The 16,203-nt window shown below is 63.0% G+C and carries 19 protein-coding genes; 9 read left to right on the top strand and 10 right to left on the bottom strand.

The genetic code is table 11. The features are described from left to right. Positions 1–78: 78 nt before the first annotated feature. From L981_RS18675 to L981_RS18665, 3 genes are all read right to left on the bottom strand, one after another. Positions 79–1,035 carry a rhodanese-related sulfurtransferase gene (locus L981_RS18675; RefSeq protein WP_043619552.1) on the bottom strand — a complete coding sequence of 319 codons (957 nt, stop codon included), beginning with the start codon at positions 1,033–1,035 and terminating at the stop codon, positions 79–81. A gap of 89 nt (positions 1,036–1,124) precedes the next feature. After that, positions 1,125–2,033, bottom strand: a complete 909-nt coding sequence (locus L981_RS18670) for a CHAD domain-containing protein (protein WP_043619550.1) — start codon at positions 2,031–2,033, stop codon at positions 1,125–1,127. Next, positions 2,030–2,503, bottom strand: coding sequence for a CYTH domain-containing protein (locus L981_RS18665; RefSeq protein ID WP_034786982.1), 474 nt, complete (start codon positions 2,501–2,503; stop codon positions 2,030–2,032). The genes L981_RS18670 and L981_RS18665 overlap by 4 nt, the downstream gene beginning before the upstream one ends. 201 nt (positions 2,504–2,704) lie before the next feature. On the opposite strand from L981_RS18665, the gene L981_RS18660 reads away from it, so the two are divergent. From L981_RS18660 to L981_RS18645, 4 genes are all read left to right on the top strand, one after another. Continuing rightward, positions 2,705–3,343 (top strand): 2-dehydro-3-deoxy-phosphogluconate aldolase, encoded by a 639-nt coding sequence (locus L981_RS18660; RefSeq protein ID WP_043619547.1) that lies wholly within the window; start codon positions 2,705–2,707, stop codon positions 3,341–3,343. Between the two features lie 206 nt (positions 3,344–3,549). After that, a complete protein-coding gene (locus L981_RS18655) occupies positions 3,550–4,263 on the top strand; it encodes a tellurite resistance TerB family protein (RefSeq protein WP_043619545.1) in 714 nt (237 codons plus the stop codon). A 121-nt stretch (positions 4,264–4,384) separates the two neighbouring features. After that, on the top strand, positions 4,385–5,080 hold the full coding sequence (locus tag L981_RS18650; protein ID WP_043619542.1) for a GNAT family N-acetyltransferase: 696 nt from the start codon (positions 4,385–4,387) through the stop codon (positions 5,078–5,080). Positions 5,081–5,122: 42 nt separating this feature from the next. Then, positions 5,123–5,329, top strand: coding sequence for a hypothetical protein (locus L981_RS18645; protein WP_034786975.1), 207 nt, complete (start codon positions 5,123–5,125; stop codon positions 5,327–5,329). Between the two features lie 22 nt (positions 5,330–5,351). On the opposite strand, the gene L981_RS18640 is transcribed toward L981_RS18645, so the two are convergent. The 3 genes from L981_RS18640 to L981_RS18630 form a co-directional block, all read right to left on the bottom strand. Further along, complete coding sequence (locus tag L981_RS18640) at positions 5,352–6,404, bottom strand: nickel/cobalt transporter (protein WP_043619540.1); 1,053 nt, start codon at positions 6,402–6,404, stop codon at positions 5,352–5,354. Further along, a complete protein-coding gene (locus L981_RS18635) occupies positions 6,398–7,042 on the bottom strand; it encodes a DUF1007 family protein (protein WP_043619537.1) in 645 nt (214 codons plus the stop codon). The genes L981_RS18640 and L981_RS18635 overlap by 7 nt, the downstream gene beginning before the upstream one ends. 100 nt (positions 7,043–7,142) lie before the next feature. Then, on the bottom strand, positions 7,143–8,036 hold the full coding sequence (locus tag L981_RS18630; RefSeq protein ID WP_043619535.1) for a LysR family transcriptional regulator: 894 nt from the start codon (positions 8,034–8,036) through the stop codon (positions 7,143–7,145). A 694-nt stretch (positions 8,037–8,730) separates the two neighbouring features. On the opposite strand from L981_RS18630, the gene odc2 reads away from it, so the two are divergent. From odc2 to L981_RS18615, 3 genes are all read left to right on the top strand, one after another. Then, positions 8,731–9,870 carry an ornithine/lysine decarboxylase gene (gene odc2 / locus L981_RS18625; RefSeq protein WP_245281660.1) on the top strand — a complete coding sequence of 380 codons (1,140 nt, stop codon included), beginning with the start codon at positions 8,731–8,733 and terminating at the stop codon, positions 9,868–9,870. An 88-nt stretch (positions 9,871–9,958) separates the two neighbouring features. Then, positions 9,959–10,549 carry a GNAT family N-acetyltransferase gene (locus tag L981_RS18620; RefSeq protein ID WP_043619533.1) on the top strand — a complete coding sequence of 197 codons (591 nt, stop codon included), beginning with the start codon at positions 9,959–9,961 and terminating at the stop codon, positions 10,547–10,549. Between the two features lie 197 nt (positions 10,550–10,746). Further along, positions 10,747–11,373: a LysE family translocator gene (locus tag L981_RS18615; protein ID WP_043619555.1), complete on the top strand. Its 627-nt coding sequence runs from the start codon at positions 10,747–10,749 to the stop codon at positions 11,371–11,373. A 6-nt stretch (positions 11,374–11,379) separates the two neighbouring features. On the opposite strand, the gene L981_RS18610 is transcribed toward L981_RS18615, so the two are convergent. Then, positions 11,380–11,787, bottom strand: a complete 408-nt coding sequence (locus L981_RS18610) for a VOC family protein (RefSeq protein ID WP_043619531.1) — start codon at positions 11,785–11,787, stop codon at positions 11,380–11,382. A gap of 77 nt (positions 11,788–11,864) precedes the next feature. Further along, positions 11,865–13,031 (bottom strand): hypothetical protein, encoded by a 1,167-nt coding sequence (locus tag L981_RS18605; protein WP_043619528.1) that lies wholly within the window; start codon positions 13,029–13,031, stop codon positions 11,865–11,867. A 263-nt stretch (positions 13,032–13,294) separates the two neighbouring features. On the opposite strand from L981_RS18605, the gene L981_RS18600 reads away from it, so the two are divergent. Then, positions 13,295–13,579 carry a hypothetical protein gene (locus tag L981_RS18600; protein WP_043619526.1) on the top strand — a complete coding sequence of 95 codons (285 nt, stop codon included), beginning with the start codon at positions 13,295–13,297 and terminating at the stop codon, positions 13,577–13,579. A gap of 224 nt (positions 13,580–13,803) precedes the next feature. On the opposite strand, the gene L981_RS18595 is transcribed toward L981_RS18600, so the two are convergent. Further along, a complete protein-coding gene (locus L981_RS18595; RefSeq protein ID WP_197067160.1) occupies positions 13,804–14,331 on the bottom strand; it encodes a helix-turn-helix transcriptional regulator in 528 nt (175 codons plus the stop codon). A 46-nt stretch (positions 14,332–14,377) separates the two neighbouring features. Continuing rightward, the gene (locus L981_RS18590) at positions 14,378–15,010 is read right to left on the bottom strand and encodes a LysE family translocator (RefSeq protein ID WP_043619520.1); all 633 of its coding nucleotides are present in this window, start codon (positions 15,008–15,010) and stop codon (positions 14,378–14,380) included. 269 nt (positions 15,011–15,279) lie between these two features. Between L981_RS18590 and L981_RS18580 the strand changes: the two genes are divergently transcribed. Then, positions 15,280–15,726 (top strand): glyoxalase superfamily protein, encoded by a 447-nt coding sequence (locus L981_RS18580; RefSeq protein ID WP_043619517.1) that lies wholly within the window; start codon positions 15,280–15,282, stop codon positions 15,724–15,726. Positions 15,727–16,203: the final 477 nt, after the last annotated feature.

Below are 16,203 nucleotides of genomic sequence, written 5' to 3'. Positions count from 1 at the left end.
TCGCCCCGCTTGCGGGGAGAAGGTGCCGGCAGGCGGATGAGGGGCATTACCGCGCAGATGAGGCGGCGAATCGGTCGTTCAGCTACCGAGGTGGCGTTCGCCACGCTTCCTGGCCAGCTCGATCTGCCGCTGGCGCTGGCGGTAGCGTTCGCGGTCCTCGTCGGTGCGGACCTCGTGGCAATGAATGCAGGCGACGCCGTCTTCGTGGTGTGGTGAAGCCAGGTCAGCCTTGGTCAACGGCTGGCGGCAGGCGTGGCAGAGCGTGTGCTCGCCTTCCTCGAGGCCGTGGGTAACCGAAACGCGATCGTCGAAGACAAAGCAGGCGCCTTCCCAGAGGCTTTCTTCCTGCGGCACTTCCTCGAGATATTTCAGGATGCCGCCCTTGAGGTGGTACACCTCGTCGAAGCCCTGTTCCTTCATGAAGGCGGTCGCCTTCTCGCAGCGGATGCCGCCGGTGCAGTACATGGCGATCTTCGGCTTGTTGTGCAGGCCGGTGTTGTTGCGCACCCAGTCCGGGAACTCGCGGAAGGTCTTGGTCTGCGGATCGACCGCGCCCTTGAAGATGCCGATCGCCGTCTCGTAGTCGTTGCGCGTGTCGATGACGATCGTCTCGGGATCGGAGATCAGCGCATTCCAATCCTTCGGGTCGACATAGGTGCCGACGATCTTGTTGGGGTCGATGTCCTCGACGCCCATGGTGACGATTTCCTTTTTCAGCCGCACCTTCATGCGCAGGAACGGCATGGAGGATGCGCGGCTTTCCTTGTGCTCCAATGCGCCGAACTCGGGCTGTGCGCGCAGGAAGGAAAGCACCGCGGTGATGCCGGCATCGGTGCCGGCGATCGTGCCGTTGATGCCTTCATGCGCCAGAAGCAGCGTTCCCTTGACGCCGTTTTCGTCGCAGACGGCCTGCAGCGGTTCGCGAAAATCGGCGAAACGCGGGAAGCGTGCGAAATGATAGAGCGCGGCCACCAGAAACTGGCCATGCGTCTCACCATGGGGCTCAGGGCGCGGGGTCGTGGAAATGTCGGTCATGGCCCGTGCAAATACAGCTTTCGCGCCGCAAGCGCAATCGCGGCGGGGCCCATGGGCACTCTGTCGCCCGCCGAAATTTCGCCGAAACATCAGCGCGCGGCGTCGAGCCAGAGCAACCGGATCGTTCGGCTTTCGTCGTCCGGTTCCTCCTGGAAGACCTCGGCGGCGAGATCAAGAGCGTGCTTGCGCAAGCTTCCCTGTCGGTCGATGACGGCCGCGATGAGGTGGGCCTGATCCTGACTGTTGCCGGCAAGACCCGGATCCTCGTTGATCAACTGGGTCATGACCGCGAGATCGTTGAGGTGCCCGAGCGTGTCGACCAGCGCTTTGGCCTCGGCGCGCTTGGCCTGCAGGGCGGAAGGCCAGACCGCGTGCATCAGGCCGAGATGCATGCGGTAGTCCTGCGCCCGCTTTCGCAGCTCGTGGAACGCCGGGGCTTCCGAAGTCTCGCTGCATGCCTGCCTGGCGCGCCTGGCCCGCTTCAGCGTGCGCCGCCATCCCTTCGTCAGCCGGTCTGCGGTCTTGCGGCGCCGGTCGTCGAATGTCACCTGGCTGAGGGCCTGCAGCGCCTGCTCGCAGCGCACGATGGTGGCTGACACGCGGTCCTCGATATCGGTCGCGCTTGCGGTGATGCGGTCCCGGCGTGTCGTCAGCCGCTCGCAGACATGGGCGAGCGCCCGTTCTTCCTCCTCGTTGCACGCGGCTGCCTTGAGGTAATGGGCGTTCTCGACCAGTGCGGCCGCGTCCCGAACGGTTGAGAGGTTGCGGGCCATGTCACGGATGCGCGCATTTTCGTGCTTCTGAAAAAGCGGCACGTCCGCTGCGACGAGACGGTACAGCGAGCGCAGGCGCTTGAAGTTCTTGCGGGCGTCATGGATCGCCTCGTGCATGCCGTCGGGCCGATCCTCGAGCGTCATCACCGCCTGTGTGAGCTGTTCGGCGGCGATTGCGCGGAAGTCTTCCGAAAAAGGCCGCCCGGGTTCGAAGGCGTAAGTCATGGTTGCGGTTCCGTCAGTCCTTCGGTGGCGAGGGACTGGTTGGAGTAGCGGCGATCGCCCGTGATTTCCTGCCCGACCCAATCGGGCAGCGCCGGCATGTCGGTCTCGCGCTTCATCTCGACTTCCGCAACGACGAGGCCTTTGAGCGCGCCTCCATAGACGTCGACTTCCCAGGTGAACCCCTTGTGCGGCACTCGGTAGCGCCTCTTCTCGATGACGATCCCGACCGCCTGGGTCAGCATCTCGCGGGCATCGTCCATCGGCAGGTCGTACTCGTACTCGTTTCTGACCAGCGCCGACTTTCCGATCTTGATGGTGAGCCGCGCCCATTTGTCGCCGTGGATGCGCACGCGCAGCGAGCGGTCGTCCATGGTCACGACATAGGCCTGCCTGAGGTCAATGCCCTTGTCGGCACGCTCCCGCCATCCGTCGGAAGCGACCAGAAATTTGCGCTCTATTTCCTTCGCCATGGAAAATCCGCCATTTCAGGGGCCCGCGGCCACCAACCTATCGCTTTCGCGCAAAGGCTCAAGTCATCTCTTTGTCGCAAGTTGCATATTACCCTTGCCTTACATGCGAAAGCCGCGCTCCCGCCGCCTTGGGTCTCGACAACCGGTGGCCGGGGGAGTATGCGGAGGGCATATTCAATCGTTTTAAAAAGGACGATCGGCATGAGCGCGAAATCCGACAGGCTTCTTTCAACCCTCAAACTGGCGCCGGTCGTTCCGGTGCTGGTGATCGACGACGTGGCGACCGCCGTTCCGCTGGCGCGCGCGCTTGTTGCCGGCGGTTTGAAGGCGATCGAGATCACCTTGCGCACGCCGGCCGCACTCGAAGCGATCCGCGCCGTTGCCAACGAAGTCGAAGGTGCCGTTGCCGGCGCCGGTACGATCCTCAACGCCGCCCAGTTCGAAGCGGCGGTCGAGGCTGGCTCGAAGTTCATCGTCAGCCCCGGCACGACGCAGGAGCTGATCGACGTGGCCAACGACCACGAGGTGCCGCTTTTGCCGGGTGCTGCGACGGCGAGCGAAGTCATGGGCCTGCGTGAAGAAGGCTACAACGTCATGAAGTTCTTCCCGGCCGAACAGGCAGGGGGTGCTGCCTACCTCAAGTCGCTGTCCTCGCCGCTTGCCGGCACGCTCTTCTGCCCGACGGGCGGCATTTCCCTTGCCAATGCGCGCGACTATCTGACGCTGCCCAACGTTGTTTGCGTCGGTGGTTCCTGGGTTGCGCCGAAGGAACTGGTTGCCAAGGGCGACTGGGCCGGCATCACCAAGCTCGCGGCAGAAGCCTTCGTGCTCAAGGGCTGAGCGGCAAGCAACGCCTTCCGTTTTTTGAAAGGCCGGGCGGAGAGCCCGGCCTTTTTCTTTGGCTGGACGGCGTCGCTCGCCTCTGGCGCGAATTTGTATTTTCCCTGCAACGTTCCTATGTCTCAATCCATTCAGCGACGGGCGCGCGGGCGGCGCACCCTTGCGCTCGTCTTCAACCGCCCGGAACCGACAAGGAGCGAAACCCGATGTTCGACGCGAAGAAATTGCTGGATCAGTTTCTGGGATCGCAGGTGCCCGGTGCCGGCGGCACGGTGCGCGATCGCGCGACCCAGGCGACGCAGCTTGCCAAGGACAATCCGCTGGCGAGCGGAGCCATTGCCGCTGTTCTGCTCGGTACCAAGTCGGGTCGCCAGCTGGCGGGCAACGCCGCCGTGCTCGGTGGTCTCGCGGCGATCGCCGGTCTCGGTTATCAGGCCTACAAGAATTATCAGGCCGGCAATACGCCCGGCGGCGCAACGGTCGCCAAAGGCGACCCGGAACTTCTGCCGCCGCCGGCCGATTCCGGTTTCGCCTCCGCGCCGGAAGCCGTCAGCCATGATTTTGCGCTGACGCTGGTGCGCGCGATGATCGCCGCTTCGCGCGCCGATGGGCATATCGACGATGCCGAGCGCCAGCATATCATGGACAAGCTGTCGGTATCGGGCCTCTCGGCCGATGCAGCCAGCTTCCTCGAAGGCGAGCTTGCCAACCCCGTCGATATCGACGCGATCGTCGGCGCGGCAAAGACGGAAGAGGAGCGGGTAGAGGTCTACACCGCGTCGCGCCTGACGATCGAACCGGAAACCCGTGCGGAGCGTGGCTATCTCGACCTACTTGCCGGCCGTCTCGGTCTTCCCGATGCGCTGGTCGATCACATCGAGGCGACGGTTTCGGCCGCCAAGGTGCCGGCCACCGCGTAGGGGATCGGTTCTGCCGGTACGGTTTCATCACCGGTTCGAACAGGGTTCATCACCAGTTTGAATTTGTGTCGGCCGCCACTCCGGCCTATGCCGAAGGGCAGGGATAAAGGAGGAGCGGCCGATGCGCGATCTGACGAACTGGAAAGGGTGCCCGGCGCCGAAGGGCGTCGCGCTCGAAGGGCGCTTCGTCAAGCTTGAGCCCTATGAGCGCGACCGGCATCTGCAGGATCTCTGGGACGGCCTCGGCGGCATGGCGATCAATCCGCTGCTGAAATATTTCGCGCAGCCGGACTTCGCCGGGATCGAGGACTTCGACGCCTGGCTGACGGCGGCTCAGCAGAAGTCCAGCTGGGTCACCGAGGTGTTCCGCGACCAGGCAACCGGCATTGTCGTCGGCATGGCCAACTACATGCGCCCCGATCCGGCCAATGGCGTCGTCGAGGTCGGCTCCGTGGCGCACGGCGCCGCCATGGCGCGTTCGCCGCTTTCGACCGAAGTCCACTACCTGATGGCAAAACACGTCTTTGAGGATCTGGGCTACCGCCGCTACGAATGGAAGTGCAACAGCGAGAACATGGCCAGCCGTCAGACGGCGGCACGCCTCGGTTTCACTTTCGAAGGCATTTTCCGGCAGCACATGATTTCCAAGGGCGGCAACCGCGACACGGCCTGGTTTTCGATGATCGATAGCGAATGGCCGCTGCTCAATGCCGCATTCGAAAGCTGGCTTGCAGCTGATAATTTCGATGAAGACGGTCGCCAGAAGCGGCGGCTTGAAGATATACGCTCGGACCTGGAGCGGCAGGCGTCGAAATAGGCGCCGGCTGCTCAGGCCGCAGCAGACAACAGCAGGGAAGTCATGCAGAACAAGGAAAAGTCACCGGCGATCGCCGCTGCGATCATTCTCGTCGTCGCCGGCCTCGGCTTCTTCGTGTTGCCGTCGATCATGCTCAAGCTCGGCGATATCTCGCCCTGGCTTGCCGCCGCCTTCGGCGTGATCTTCGTTCTCGGCTTCTTCCTGCTCTTCTGGCTCCGCGCGCGCTACCAGCGCAAGCGCGGACTGTGACGGCCTGATCAGACCGTCTGTGTCAGCTCTGTAGCGCCGCGCCGAGCAGCGCCAATCCCAGCAACAGAACAAGGGCAGCGCCGGCGATTTCGATACCGTTCGAGATCCGGGCGGCCGCAGCGCCGTTTGCCGCATAGCGGAGCGCAAAGCCCTTGGCGGTGACGGCCATGGTCGCGAGGATCGAGACGGTGATTGCCGTGCCGATCGACATGGCAAAGACCGAAAGCACGCCGCCGAGGTAAAGCCCGTTCAGGAGTGCGAAGGACAGCACGATCAGCGCACCGGAGCAGGGACGCAGGCCGACGGCGATGACCGCCGACCAGGCTTCGCGCAGCGCAAAACGATCGCCCTTCAGCATCGACGGATCGGGCGCGTGCGCATGGCCGCAGCTTGCGCAGACTTCGCCCGGCCCATGGCTGTGCCCGTGGTGATCATGATGGTGGCTGTGATGGTGATCGTGATGATCGTGATGGTGATCGTGCGCGAGATGGACCTGCCCGCCGCCGGCCACGGAAGCCACGGCGACCGGACGCAGCATCGACCGTAGCTTGCGCAGCAGAAGCCAGCCGCCGAAGGCAGCAATCAGCGCGTAGCTCGCAATCTCCAGCCAGCGCGTCGCGCTGGTCATGCTGATCGAGGTGCCGCGCAGGATGAGGTAGACGGCGCCGATCAAAAGGATCGCGACCACGCCCTGCAGGAGCGAGGAAAGGAAGGAGAGCAGCACGCCGCGCTTCAGCTCCGTCTCGTTGGCGATCATGTAGGAGGAGATCACCGCCTTGCCATGGCCGGGGCCAGCGGCATGCAGCACGCCATAGGTGAAGGACAGGCCGACCAGCGACCAGAGCTGCCAGGGGTTCTCACGCATCCCCTTCAGCGCGTTGGTCATCAGCCGATAGAAGCCCTGCTGCTCCATGTTGATCCAGGCGAAGAAGCCGCCGAGAAAACCGGTCGTCTTGAACGCCGGCTCGGCCGTGCCGATGCCGAGGGGCGACTGGGCCGCGGCGATCGTTGCGGAGAGCGCCGTGACGATGAGCGCTGCCGTGACCAGGCGTCCAATCCCGCGGGTATTCAGCATGAGATCTCGATCCTGGTTGCAAAGAGCTTCGACATGTCGGTGCCCGTCGGATCGCTCCAGAAGGCATCGGTCAAGGTGTCCTTGTTCTCGGCGAGAACTTCGTCGGGATCAGGGCGGACGACCTTGTGCTTACAGGCATTGATCTTGTCGCCGACGACTGTCAGGTCATCGTCGTTCGCGAAGTCCATCGCGGTATACATCGTCGGATCGTAGACGCCGAAGGAGAGCTTGCCCTTGAGCGGCATCGGCTCGGCCGGCTTGACCGCGAACATCATCAGCAGTTGCCCGTCCTTGTAGTCGACGGTGATGTGGTCCGGTTTGTTGACCTTGATGGTTTTGCCGTTGTCGAGGATCGTCGTGTAGTAATTGTACTCGGACAGGGACTCCATCACCGTCTGGCCGACTTCCGCCAGCTCGTCCGGATCGAGTGTCGCGTTCGAGTTCTTGTCGAAATCGAGCACGACGCTGGAGGAGAACAGTTCGTCGAAGCGCCAGACGTTGCGGAGTTCGCTGATCTCGTCCTTGTCGTCGGAGACCACCTCGAGGCGCGCTTCCGCAAAGATATGCGGGTGAGCAAAGGCCAGCGACGGGGCAGCCAAGGTGGCAAGGCCGGCCATGACGAGGCATTTGGTTCTCATGTGGCGGCAATCCTTTCGGCTGGAGCGATCGCTCCGCGATTCGTTTCCGGGAATGTACCGGAAATGGGACGGAATTGGGACTTTGAGGCTTAGGTGCCTATCACCGCGGCTTGCGGAACCAGGCGTGGAGGAAGTCGACGAGGGTCCTGACCTTGGCCGGGAGGTAGCGGCGATGCGGATAGATCGCATAGATGCCGCGGTCGCGGGGCAGGAAATCGTCGAACAGGGTCACGAGTTCGCCGGTGGCGACTTTCGGGCGGGCGATGAAATCCGGGATAATCGATACGCCGAGGCCGGAGACGGTGGCCCTGAGGGCGGCAAGCGGGCTGTTGACCTCGATCGGGCCGCTGACGGGCACGGTAAAGGCCGAACCGTCAGGCTCGACGAAGCGCCAGTTGGAATAGGAGCGGCCGTTCGTATCAAGAATGCAGGGCAGCTTGGAAAGGTCCGTCGGGTGAGCGATCGGGCCAGCCTTTTCCAGGAATTCGGGGGCGGCGCAGATCAGTACCTGGAAATCGTCGAGCTTGCGGGCGATCAGCGTCGAATCTTCGAGCCGGGTGATGCGGATGGCGACGTCGAAGCCTTCCTCGACCAGATCGACGAACCGGTCGTCGGAGATGATTTCGAGCGAGAGCTCGGGATGCTGCTTGCCGAAATCGACCAGCGACTGGCCGATTTCCGCATCGACGAAGGTGCGCGGCGCGGTGATGCGCAGCCGCCCCTTGAGGTCGGAATTGTTGGCGCGCACGAGGTCGGCGAGATTGTCGATCTCCTTCAGGATCTCCGACGCGGTGCGGTAATAGGTGTGGCCGGCCTCGGTCAGCGAGAATTGCCGTGTCGTGCGGTTGAGGAGCAGCGCACCGAGTTCATCCTCGAGCTCGCGCACATATTTGGAAAGCAGCGCCTTCGACTTGCCGACACGCCTTGCGGCGGCCGAGAACCCCTCGGCGTCCACGACATCGATAAAGGCGCGGATACGGGTGAGTGTGTCCATGGCGATCTTTCTTTCGTGCTCTCAATCGTGCTTCGCCGATTCGCCGGCGAAGGCCTCTTCCGCGTCGATGATGCCGGCGGCAGATTGTCCGTCGCTTGCGTCATCGCGCCGGGTTCCGCCGTTGGCGCCGGTTTCTCAAAATAATAGTCTTCTTTCAATGCTTTAGATCGGTGATCGATCCGGCGGTTGTCGTTCAGGATTTGTGAACATCGACAGTTTTGCCCGGCTGGAAAAAAATTCAACCGCGGTTGTGAAAAAACTCTTGATTACGTCAGGCTTTTTTCTTACCTACGCCCTTGCCCAAAGTCGCACGTGCCTGTGGGTGTCCGCCGACCCTCGATTAGGTGAGGGTATCGGTAAGGTACCTGGAACTAACCCCTCCAGTCGCTATTCCGGCCAACCGGGAAATGCGAGGACATCTTGAAGCAACGACGGTGCGGGCCTTTCTGGTGTCTGCCGGCTTTCCAACAGCCGGGGTTACTGAAGAGGCACACCTTCATTGCCGGAAGTGCGGTTGGGTTACCCCCTCCAATCCATGGCAGACAAAGCCGAATTGAAGCCTAGGCGGGCTTTGATTCACCGTTCGCGCATCGAGCGCATGCATGGTTCCGGGGTCTCCACCGGCTGGTTCCAGAGCATGTGCGCGTATGCCCTTTGTCCTCCGCGAAAGCGGGGCATCTTGGATCAGGGGAATATGGCCATGACCACGGCTCGCATCATCGACTTCATCAACACCCGACGACCGGAAGGCCCGTGCCTTGTTGTCGATCTCGACGTCGTGCGCAACAATTTCAAGGCTTTCCGCCACGCGATGCCGGATAGCTCGATCTATTATGCGGTCAAGGCAAACCCGGCGCCGGAAATCCTGCGCCTGCTCGCCGGCATGGGCTCCTCCTTCGATTGCGCGTCCGTCGCCGAAATCGAAATGGCGCTCGACGCCGGTGCGACCGCGAGCCGCGTCTCCTACGGCAACACGATCAAGAAAGAGCGTGACATTGCCCGCGCCCACGCGCTCGGGGTGAACCTGTTTGCGGTCGACAGCCACGAGGAAGTCGAGAAGGTTGCCCGCGCAGCCCCCGGCGCCCGCGTGTTCTGCCGCGTCCTGACCGATGGCGAAGGCGCCGAATGGCCGCTGTCGCGCAAGTTCGGCTGCGTCCCGCAGATGGCCGTCGACGTGCTCGTCTACGCTCACCAGCATGGCCTCGTTTCCTACGGCGTCTCGTTCCATGTCGGTTCGCAGATGACGAAGCTGGATGCCTGGGATGCGGCGCTCTCTGATGCCAAGCGCGTCTTCGTGCAATTGGCCAAGCAGGGCATCGAGCTCAAGATGGTCAACATGGGCGGTGGCTTCCCGACGAAGTACCTGAAGGACGTGCCGACGGCGGAAGCCTACGGCCAGGCGATCTTCGGCGCGCTGAAGAAGCACTTCGGCAACCACATCCCGGAAACGATCATCGAGCCCGGTCGAGGCATGGTCGGCAACGCCGGCGTGATCAAGGCGGAAGTCGTTCTCGTCTCGAAGAAGTCGGACAACGACGCCCATCGCTGGGTGTTTCTCGACATCGGCAAGTTCGGCGGTCTCGCCGAGACCATGGACGAGGCGATCCGCTACCCGATCCGGACGGCGCGCGATGCCGACGAAATGGAACCTTGCGTTCTCGCCGGCCCGACCTGCGATTCGGCCGACGTGCTCTACGAGAAGAACATGTATCCGCTGCCGATTACGCTTTCGATCGGTGACGAGGTTCTGATCGAAGGCACCGGTGCCTATACGACGACCTACTCGGCCGTCGCTTTCAACGGCTTCGAGCCGCTGAAGGCCTATGTGATCTGATCCGGTCTGCTCCCGTCCTTGGGCGGGAGCGCCATTTCACAATTTTCGTTCGGTCCGCCTGAAGCGGTTTTGATAACGGGAGGCCCCGATGGCCGCTGTTGTTGACGCCCTGCGCGCGTTTTTCGCGCCCACTACATTTGTAATCGATGCCGAGAATCCGGGCGACGTCGTCGCGCGCGAGAACCTGCTCGACCGTGCCATGGGGCCAGAGCGCCGCCGCAAGTCGTCGGAGAAGCTGCGCAGCGGCCGGCTGCCGGCCGAAGGCCTTGCCTTCGTCGCCCGCGATGTCGACGGTCACGTGATCGGCACGGTCCGGCTCTGGAACGTCGAGGCCGGCGTCAGCCGCGAAGGCCATGCCGTGCCGGCGCTGCTGCTCGGTCCGCTCGCAGTCGATCCCGCCCATGAGGGCAAGGGCATCGGCGGCATGCTGATGCGGGCCGCGATCGAAGAGGCCAAGAACCGCTGCCATGGCGCGATCCTGCTCGTCGGTGATGCTGCCTATTACGAGCGCTTCGGCTTCTTTGCCAGCCGCACCCAGCATCTGGTGATGCCAGGGCCGTTCGAACGCGACCGGTTCCTGGCGCTCGAGCTTCGGGACAACTGGCTCGAGGGCACCGCCGGCCTGATCGTCGCCAGCGGCCGCAAGCTCGCCATGCCGCCGGTTCGCCGCGCCGCCTGAGATCTCTTTCCGCCGCCAACCCTGCGGTGGCGGATTTTTCGCTGCTCCCTCGCTGGTCCGATCTGATCGGCGAGGGGGCAGACGCATGACATGCCGGGCGCTCCCTGCTGATGGGTTTGTGATCTTCCTTGACAATGCGGCACCGCTGACCTGTCCTTGCGGCAAGGCCTCGTTGCAGGCGGATGGAAGTCTCGCGCATGGATCCGTTCATTTTCGGGGCAGCGACCCTGCTGCCCTTTCTTTTGACATCCTTCATCATCGAACTGACGCCGGGGCCGAACATGGCGTACCTCGCCATGGTCGCGGCCTCGGAGGGGCGCAGGCCCGGCATGGCGACCGTCGCCGGCGTGGCGCTGGGCCTCGCGATCGTCGGCTTTGCCGCCTCCTTCGGCGTTGCCGAGTTCGTCGGTCGGTCGGACATGCTCTATGGGGCGCTTCGCTGGGCAGGTGTCGGCTTCCTGCTCTATCTCGCCTTCGAAGCCTGGAATGGTGACGGTGAGGAGGCGGGGCCGAGCGGCAAGCCCGCATTCTTCTATTTCCGGCGCGGCCTGATCACCAATCTGCTCAATCCGAAGGCGGCGCTGTTCTTCGTCACCGTGCTTCCGACCTTCGTCGACGATACCCGGCCGCTATTGCCGCAGAACCTGACACTTGCCGCGCTCTATGTGGGTGTTGCGACCGCGGTTCACGCCGCGATCGTGCTTCTGGCCGGGGCGTTGGAGCCGGTGCTCAACTCGCCGGCACGCGAACGGCTGGTGCGGCGCGTGCTCGCACTGATGCTTGCGGCCGTCGCGATCTGGTTCGGCTGGTCGACGCGCCGCTAGGACGCATTAGGACGTACTCTGCGTCTCGCGGGCGTCGTAGCAGACGAAGGCCAGCTTGTTGCCGTCGGGATCACGCACATAGGCAGCGTAGAAGCCATCGCCATATTGCGGACGGAAACCCGGTTTTCCCTCTTCGCTGCCGCCGCGCGCCATGGCGGCATAGAACACGCGGTCGATGACCTCGGCGCTTTCCACCAGGAAGGCGGTCATCGCACCGTTGCCGACCGAGGCGGCTTTCCCGTCGAAAGGATGGCAGGCAAAGAAACGCGGCGCCTTGTCATCATCCTTTCGACCCCAGGAGGAAACCTGCTCGTCGCAGTAGCAGCGCTCCTGGCCGATCAGCGCCATCACCGGATCGTAGAAGCGCTCGGCGCGCTTCAGGTCCGTCGTTCCGACCATCGTATAGCCGATCATGCCTGTCTCCTCGTCCTGCCTGTTTGGGTGGCAAGTCGTCTCATACCTCTGTCGGCGGTGCAACAGCGCGATCTGCATCAGAAGGACCCGCCGATGCGTGCGACGATGGTGTTGGCGCTGTAGTCCTGCGTCGGGTCGGTTTCCCGTTGCAGCGAATGGGCATACTCGATTTCGAGCTGCGGCTTCTCTTCTGGGCCGAGCAGCAGCTTTGCGGTGACGGTCTCGGTCTTCCGGTCGTAGAGATAGTAATAGTAGGTGGCGCGGCTGACCTCGTAGCCGAGGCTTGCCTTGATCCAGGGATTGAAGCGCTGCGCGATCGAAGCGGAGATGGTGCGGGTGAGTTCGGCGACCGCATCGTCGATGTCGTCGATGGCGATGTCCTGCCGGAAGCCGCTGCCGATTTCGAAGCCGCCGGATGTTTCCCATTTGGCTTCGGCTCGCAGATAGGGCTCGGTGTAGCGACTGGTATCGCCGAGATTGTCGCTCATCATCGCGATCAGGCCGGCCTCGCCGACGAGGGTCAGGCCGTTGTCGAACTGTCGCGCATAGGCAATCGAGCCGCGCAGCGTCGTCGCCGGGAAGCGGACGAAGCTGTTCTGTTCGTCGCCGGGAATGATCGAGCGGTTATATTCGACGCACAGGCAAAGCTCGCCGCCGCCGACGGTGCGGTAGTGGCTGGCGCCGAAGGTCGCAAGGGCGACGTCCGGGTCGAGCTTGGTGGGGCGGATGAGATCGGTGGTGAACTCGGCGATGCCGCGCCGGCGCTCGTCGTATTTCGCCGAGAAGGCAGTCTTGCCGCCAAGGCCTTCGGCCGTGACCTTGGCCGCCGCCTGGGTCGAATAATCGATCGTGCGGTAGCCGATGATGTTGCTCGGCAGCTTGAGGAAGAGGTCGCCGGAATCGTTGCGGATGGCGGCGCCCTCGAGTTCGACCAGCAGGTTCTTTCCGATCGGGAAGGAATAGCCGAGCGTGCCGCCGGTCAAATGCGTGTCGGCAAAACGGTAGTCGATGATCCGGCGCTCGAACTGCCGGATGCCGTAGCTGAGCTTGCCGTCACCGAGCTCGAGGCTGCCGCGTAACCCCAGCCGACCTTCCCAGAATGGTCCGGAAAGCACCTGCGGGTCCTCGAAGATATTGCTGCTGTGGCCGTAGCCGGCGGAGTAATCGAGCGTGGTTTCACTGGCCGCCGGAAAGGCTGTCGCGAGAACAACAAGAGTGACTACGACGGCCGGGAATGGTCGCATCCCCTCTTCCTCAATCGATACCTTTATAAGTATATGATGGAGTTACGTGGTTAATAAAACTTTATGTTGTAATTAGCTGTGCCGAATATTCCCGGTGCCATGCCCAAATGCTTCGTCTGAAGATCCGGCCCTGGCGCTCGTTAGAATTGAAGTTGTTATGCTTAACTGTTTATTATGATTTGCTTTCTTAATTGATTACTGAAATGTTAATTGTACTCTCCTGGTTGTGTACAGCAGGTACACGTCCAACAGGAGGTAACCCCATGACGATCAAGACAGTTTGCATCGCATTCGCAGTTGTGGCCGCCACTGTGTCCCAGGCGTCGGCCGGTGGCCTGTCGCTGGGTGTTCTGTCCGGCAAGAACGTCAACGTGCTCAACGGCGGCATCGCCAATGGCATCGTGGTCGCACCGAAGGTCGATGTCGGCGATGTGCTTTCCGACAACAGCATCCTCAACAAGTCGTTGAACGGCGTTCTCTCCGGCAACGATCTCGACCTTGGCCTCGGCATCCTGTCGAACAACGGCGGCAAACAGCGCCGCCACTAAAGGGCAACGGGAAAGCGGCGCGGTTTTCCGCCCCGATCCCGCAATCGCTCCGGGGTTTGCTTCGAAACGCGTTCGAACCGATCACCCGTCAACACTTGCACTGTGATCCGTGACGCAGGGATGTAGGGAAGAGCCTTCAGGGTGTTCTTCTCTGCCGCGGGTCTCGTGTGCCTCAAGTCTGGAAGCGGATGGTGTCCTCGGCACCATCCGCTTTTTCACACGCGCTATTTTCCCCCGAGAAAGGCACGCCCGCGGCCGGACAGGCGATAGCCGACATCGAGGCTTTCGGTGAGGCCGAGCTCCTTCAGTTTGCGGATGCGCGCCTTTAGCTTCAGTTTTTCCATGCCGATGGCGGCGCTCAGCTCCGCCGCAGTCGTTCCGTCACGAGCGGCGATCAGCTGCAGCACCGGACGGGTCCAGGCCATGCCGGCGCTGTCGTCGAAGCGCGCGAGCTTGCGGTCGATTTCTGCCCACCCTTCACCGTTGAGGTCGACCGCGTTCCGCAGGGCGATGCGTGGATCGTCGCCGGTCCGGTGGAATGCGATGCGATAACAGCGCCCTTCGGTGCGCGCGGCCAGCTCCCCAACGAGGGCGGCGCGATCGGCAAAGCCGGCCTTGCCGGCATCGCTGTCGGTAATCGCGCCTTCCTCGATCTCGTCGACGGCATCGATGGCGAGAACACCGACCGCGGTGCGCAAGGTGCCGCCGGCCTTGACCGTCGGCTTGGTCCATCGCCGGAAGGCCAAGGTCACGTCGCCGCTCGCGATCTGCGCAAGGACGTGTTGGCGAAACAGCATTTCAGGCGGTGGCGCGGCGGTAAAGTGCGAGCGAGCCGGCCAGTGCCAGCAAGGCGCCGCCGCACAGCCGATCGAGCCATATGGCCCCGGAACGCTTGAGGAAGACCGCGGCTTTCGCGCCGAGCAGCGCATAGCCGAACATCACGGTGAAATCGACGGTGGCGAAGACGAGGGCGAGAACGGCATATTGCGCCGCCTGCGGCGCCGCCGGATCGATGAACTGCGGCAGGAACGCAGTGAAGAACAGATAGCCCTTGGGATTGGTGACAGCGACCAGGAAGCATTTCAGGAAGATCGCGGTAGACGAAACGGGAGCAGTCCCGCCGGCTTCGGTTGCCACCTGGATCGTCCCTTTCGACCGCAGCAGCATGATGCCGAGAAAGGCGAGATAGCCAGCGCCCAGCCATTTGACGACGGTAAACCAGAATTCGGAGGCCGCCAGCAGTGCGCCGAGGCCAAGCGCGACGGCGCCGATCAACACGAAATCGGAGAGCATGGCACCGACCATGCCCGCAGTTGCGCGCCTGACGCCGTAGCGTGATCCATTGGTGAGTGCGAGCAGGACCGTCGGGCCCGGTGTCGCGATGCCGATGAAGGCAACCAGCGCGAATGCGAGTATCGTCATTTCGGTCATCACGTCCTCCTCCGTCGTCTCCGGTAGTCGTCCCACAGCTTCTGCGCGTGCGCAATCGTCTTTCGCGCGGACGCCGGTTCAGCGGTATGTTTGACAGCCGAAGCGGCATCCCCTATGGAAGCGGCAGGGTGAAGGTCCCTGCCGTCCGCGAGCGTCATGCTTTGGTGAAGTCCTTCTTTTGAGACACGGTCAGCCGAAACGGCATGCGAACCGGTGGCAATGCGGGCTCCCATCTTCAAGGAATGCATGCCGCTGCAGGAGACCTTCTCATGACGCGCGGATCAAACCCGCTTCCTTCGCTCGACGCCCTGAAAGACCAGGCCAAGCGTCTGCGCACCCGCCTTGCATCCGAAGGCGAAACCATCGGCCATTCCCGCTCGCTCGAACTGATCGCCGCCCAGTACGGCTATCGCGACTGGAACACGCTGCACGCCGCTGTCGGCAACCGTCCGCCGTTCAATCCCTGGATGCTCGGATCCCGCGTGAAGGGGCGCTATCTCGGCCAGGCCTTCGAGGGCGAGATCCTTTCGGTGCAGGCGCTGACGGCGCAGCCGGGGCGCTACCGCCTGACGATGAAGTTCGATGCACCGGTCGACGTCGTCACCTTCGACAGCTTCTCGGCCTTCCGCCAGCGGGTCACGGCGACGGTGGACGAGACCGGCCGTACGATCGAAAAAACCTCCAACGGGGTGCCGCAACTCGAACTTGAATGGTGAGGCGCGACCACCACCTGCCGAGGCCATGCGGACATGTCCGTTTCCGGTCCGGCGCCGAAGTCCAACCCAACGTCCCCGAGGCCGCGCGCTTTCCGGGGACGTTTTCGTTTCAGGGTCGCTAACAGGGTGTCGCCCAGAGCGCGCGGTCCTGCCGGCCCCTGCGGACCGTCACGCGTGCCCTAGTCAGTTGCGAATGGGTTGCATTTGCATTATTGCTGTTGTTGCAAATGATTTGCAGAAGCATGTGGTCCGCTTTTCTGGCGCCCGGTCGGGCACAGCGCGGCGCGTGTTACGCAATGAGGGAGAGGGGCGAATATGGACAAGCCGACAAGACCTGACCTGATGCGAAGGCGCAGCCTGCTGATGGGTGGGCTGGCAGCTGCAGGCGGGACGGCGATCTGCACCAGTGCCGCCCTAGGACAACAACAGGCGAGCCATGTCGGTCATGCCGCGCCATCGGCAGCGGCGGGGCAAGAG

The organism is Ensifer sp. ZNC0028, assembly GCF_000799055.1.
Taxonomy (GTDB): Bacteria; Pseudomonadota; Alphaproteobacteria; order Rhizobiales; family Rhizobiaceae; genus Ensifer.
The sequence above is the reverse complement of the archived record's forward strand: the minus strand, read 5'-3'. Positions and strand labels throughout refer to the sequence as shown.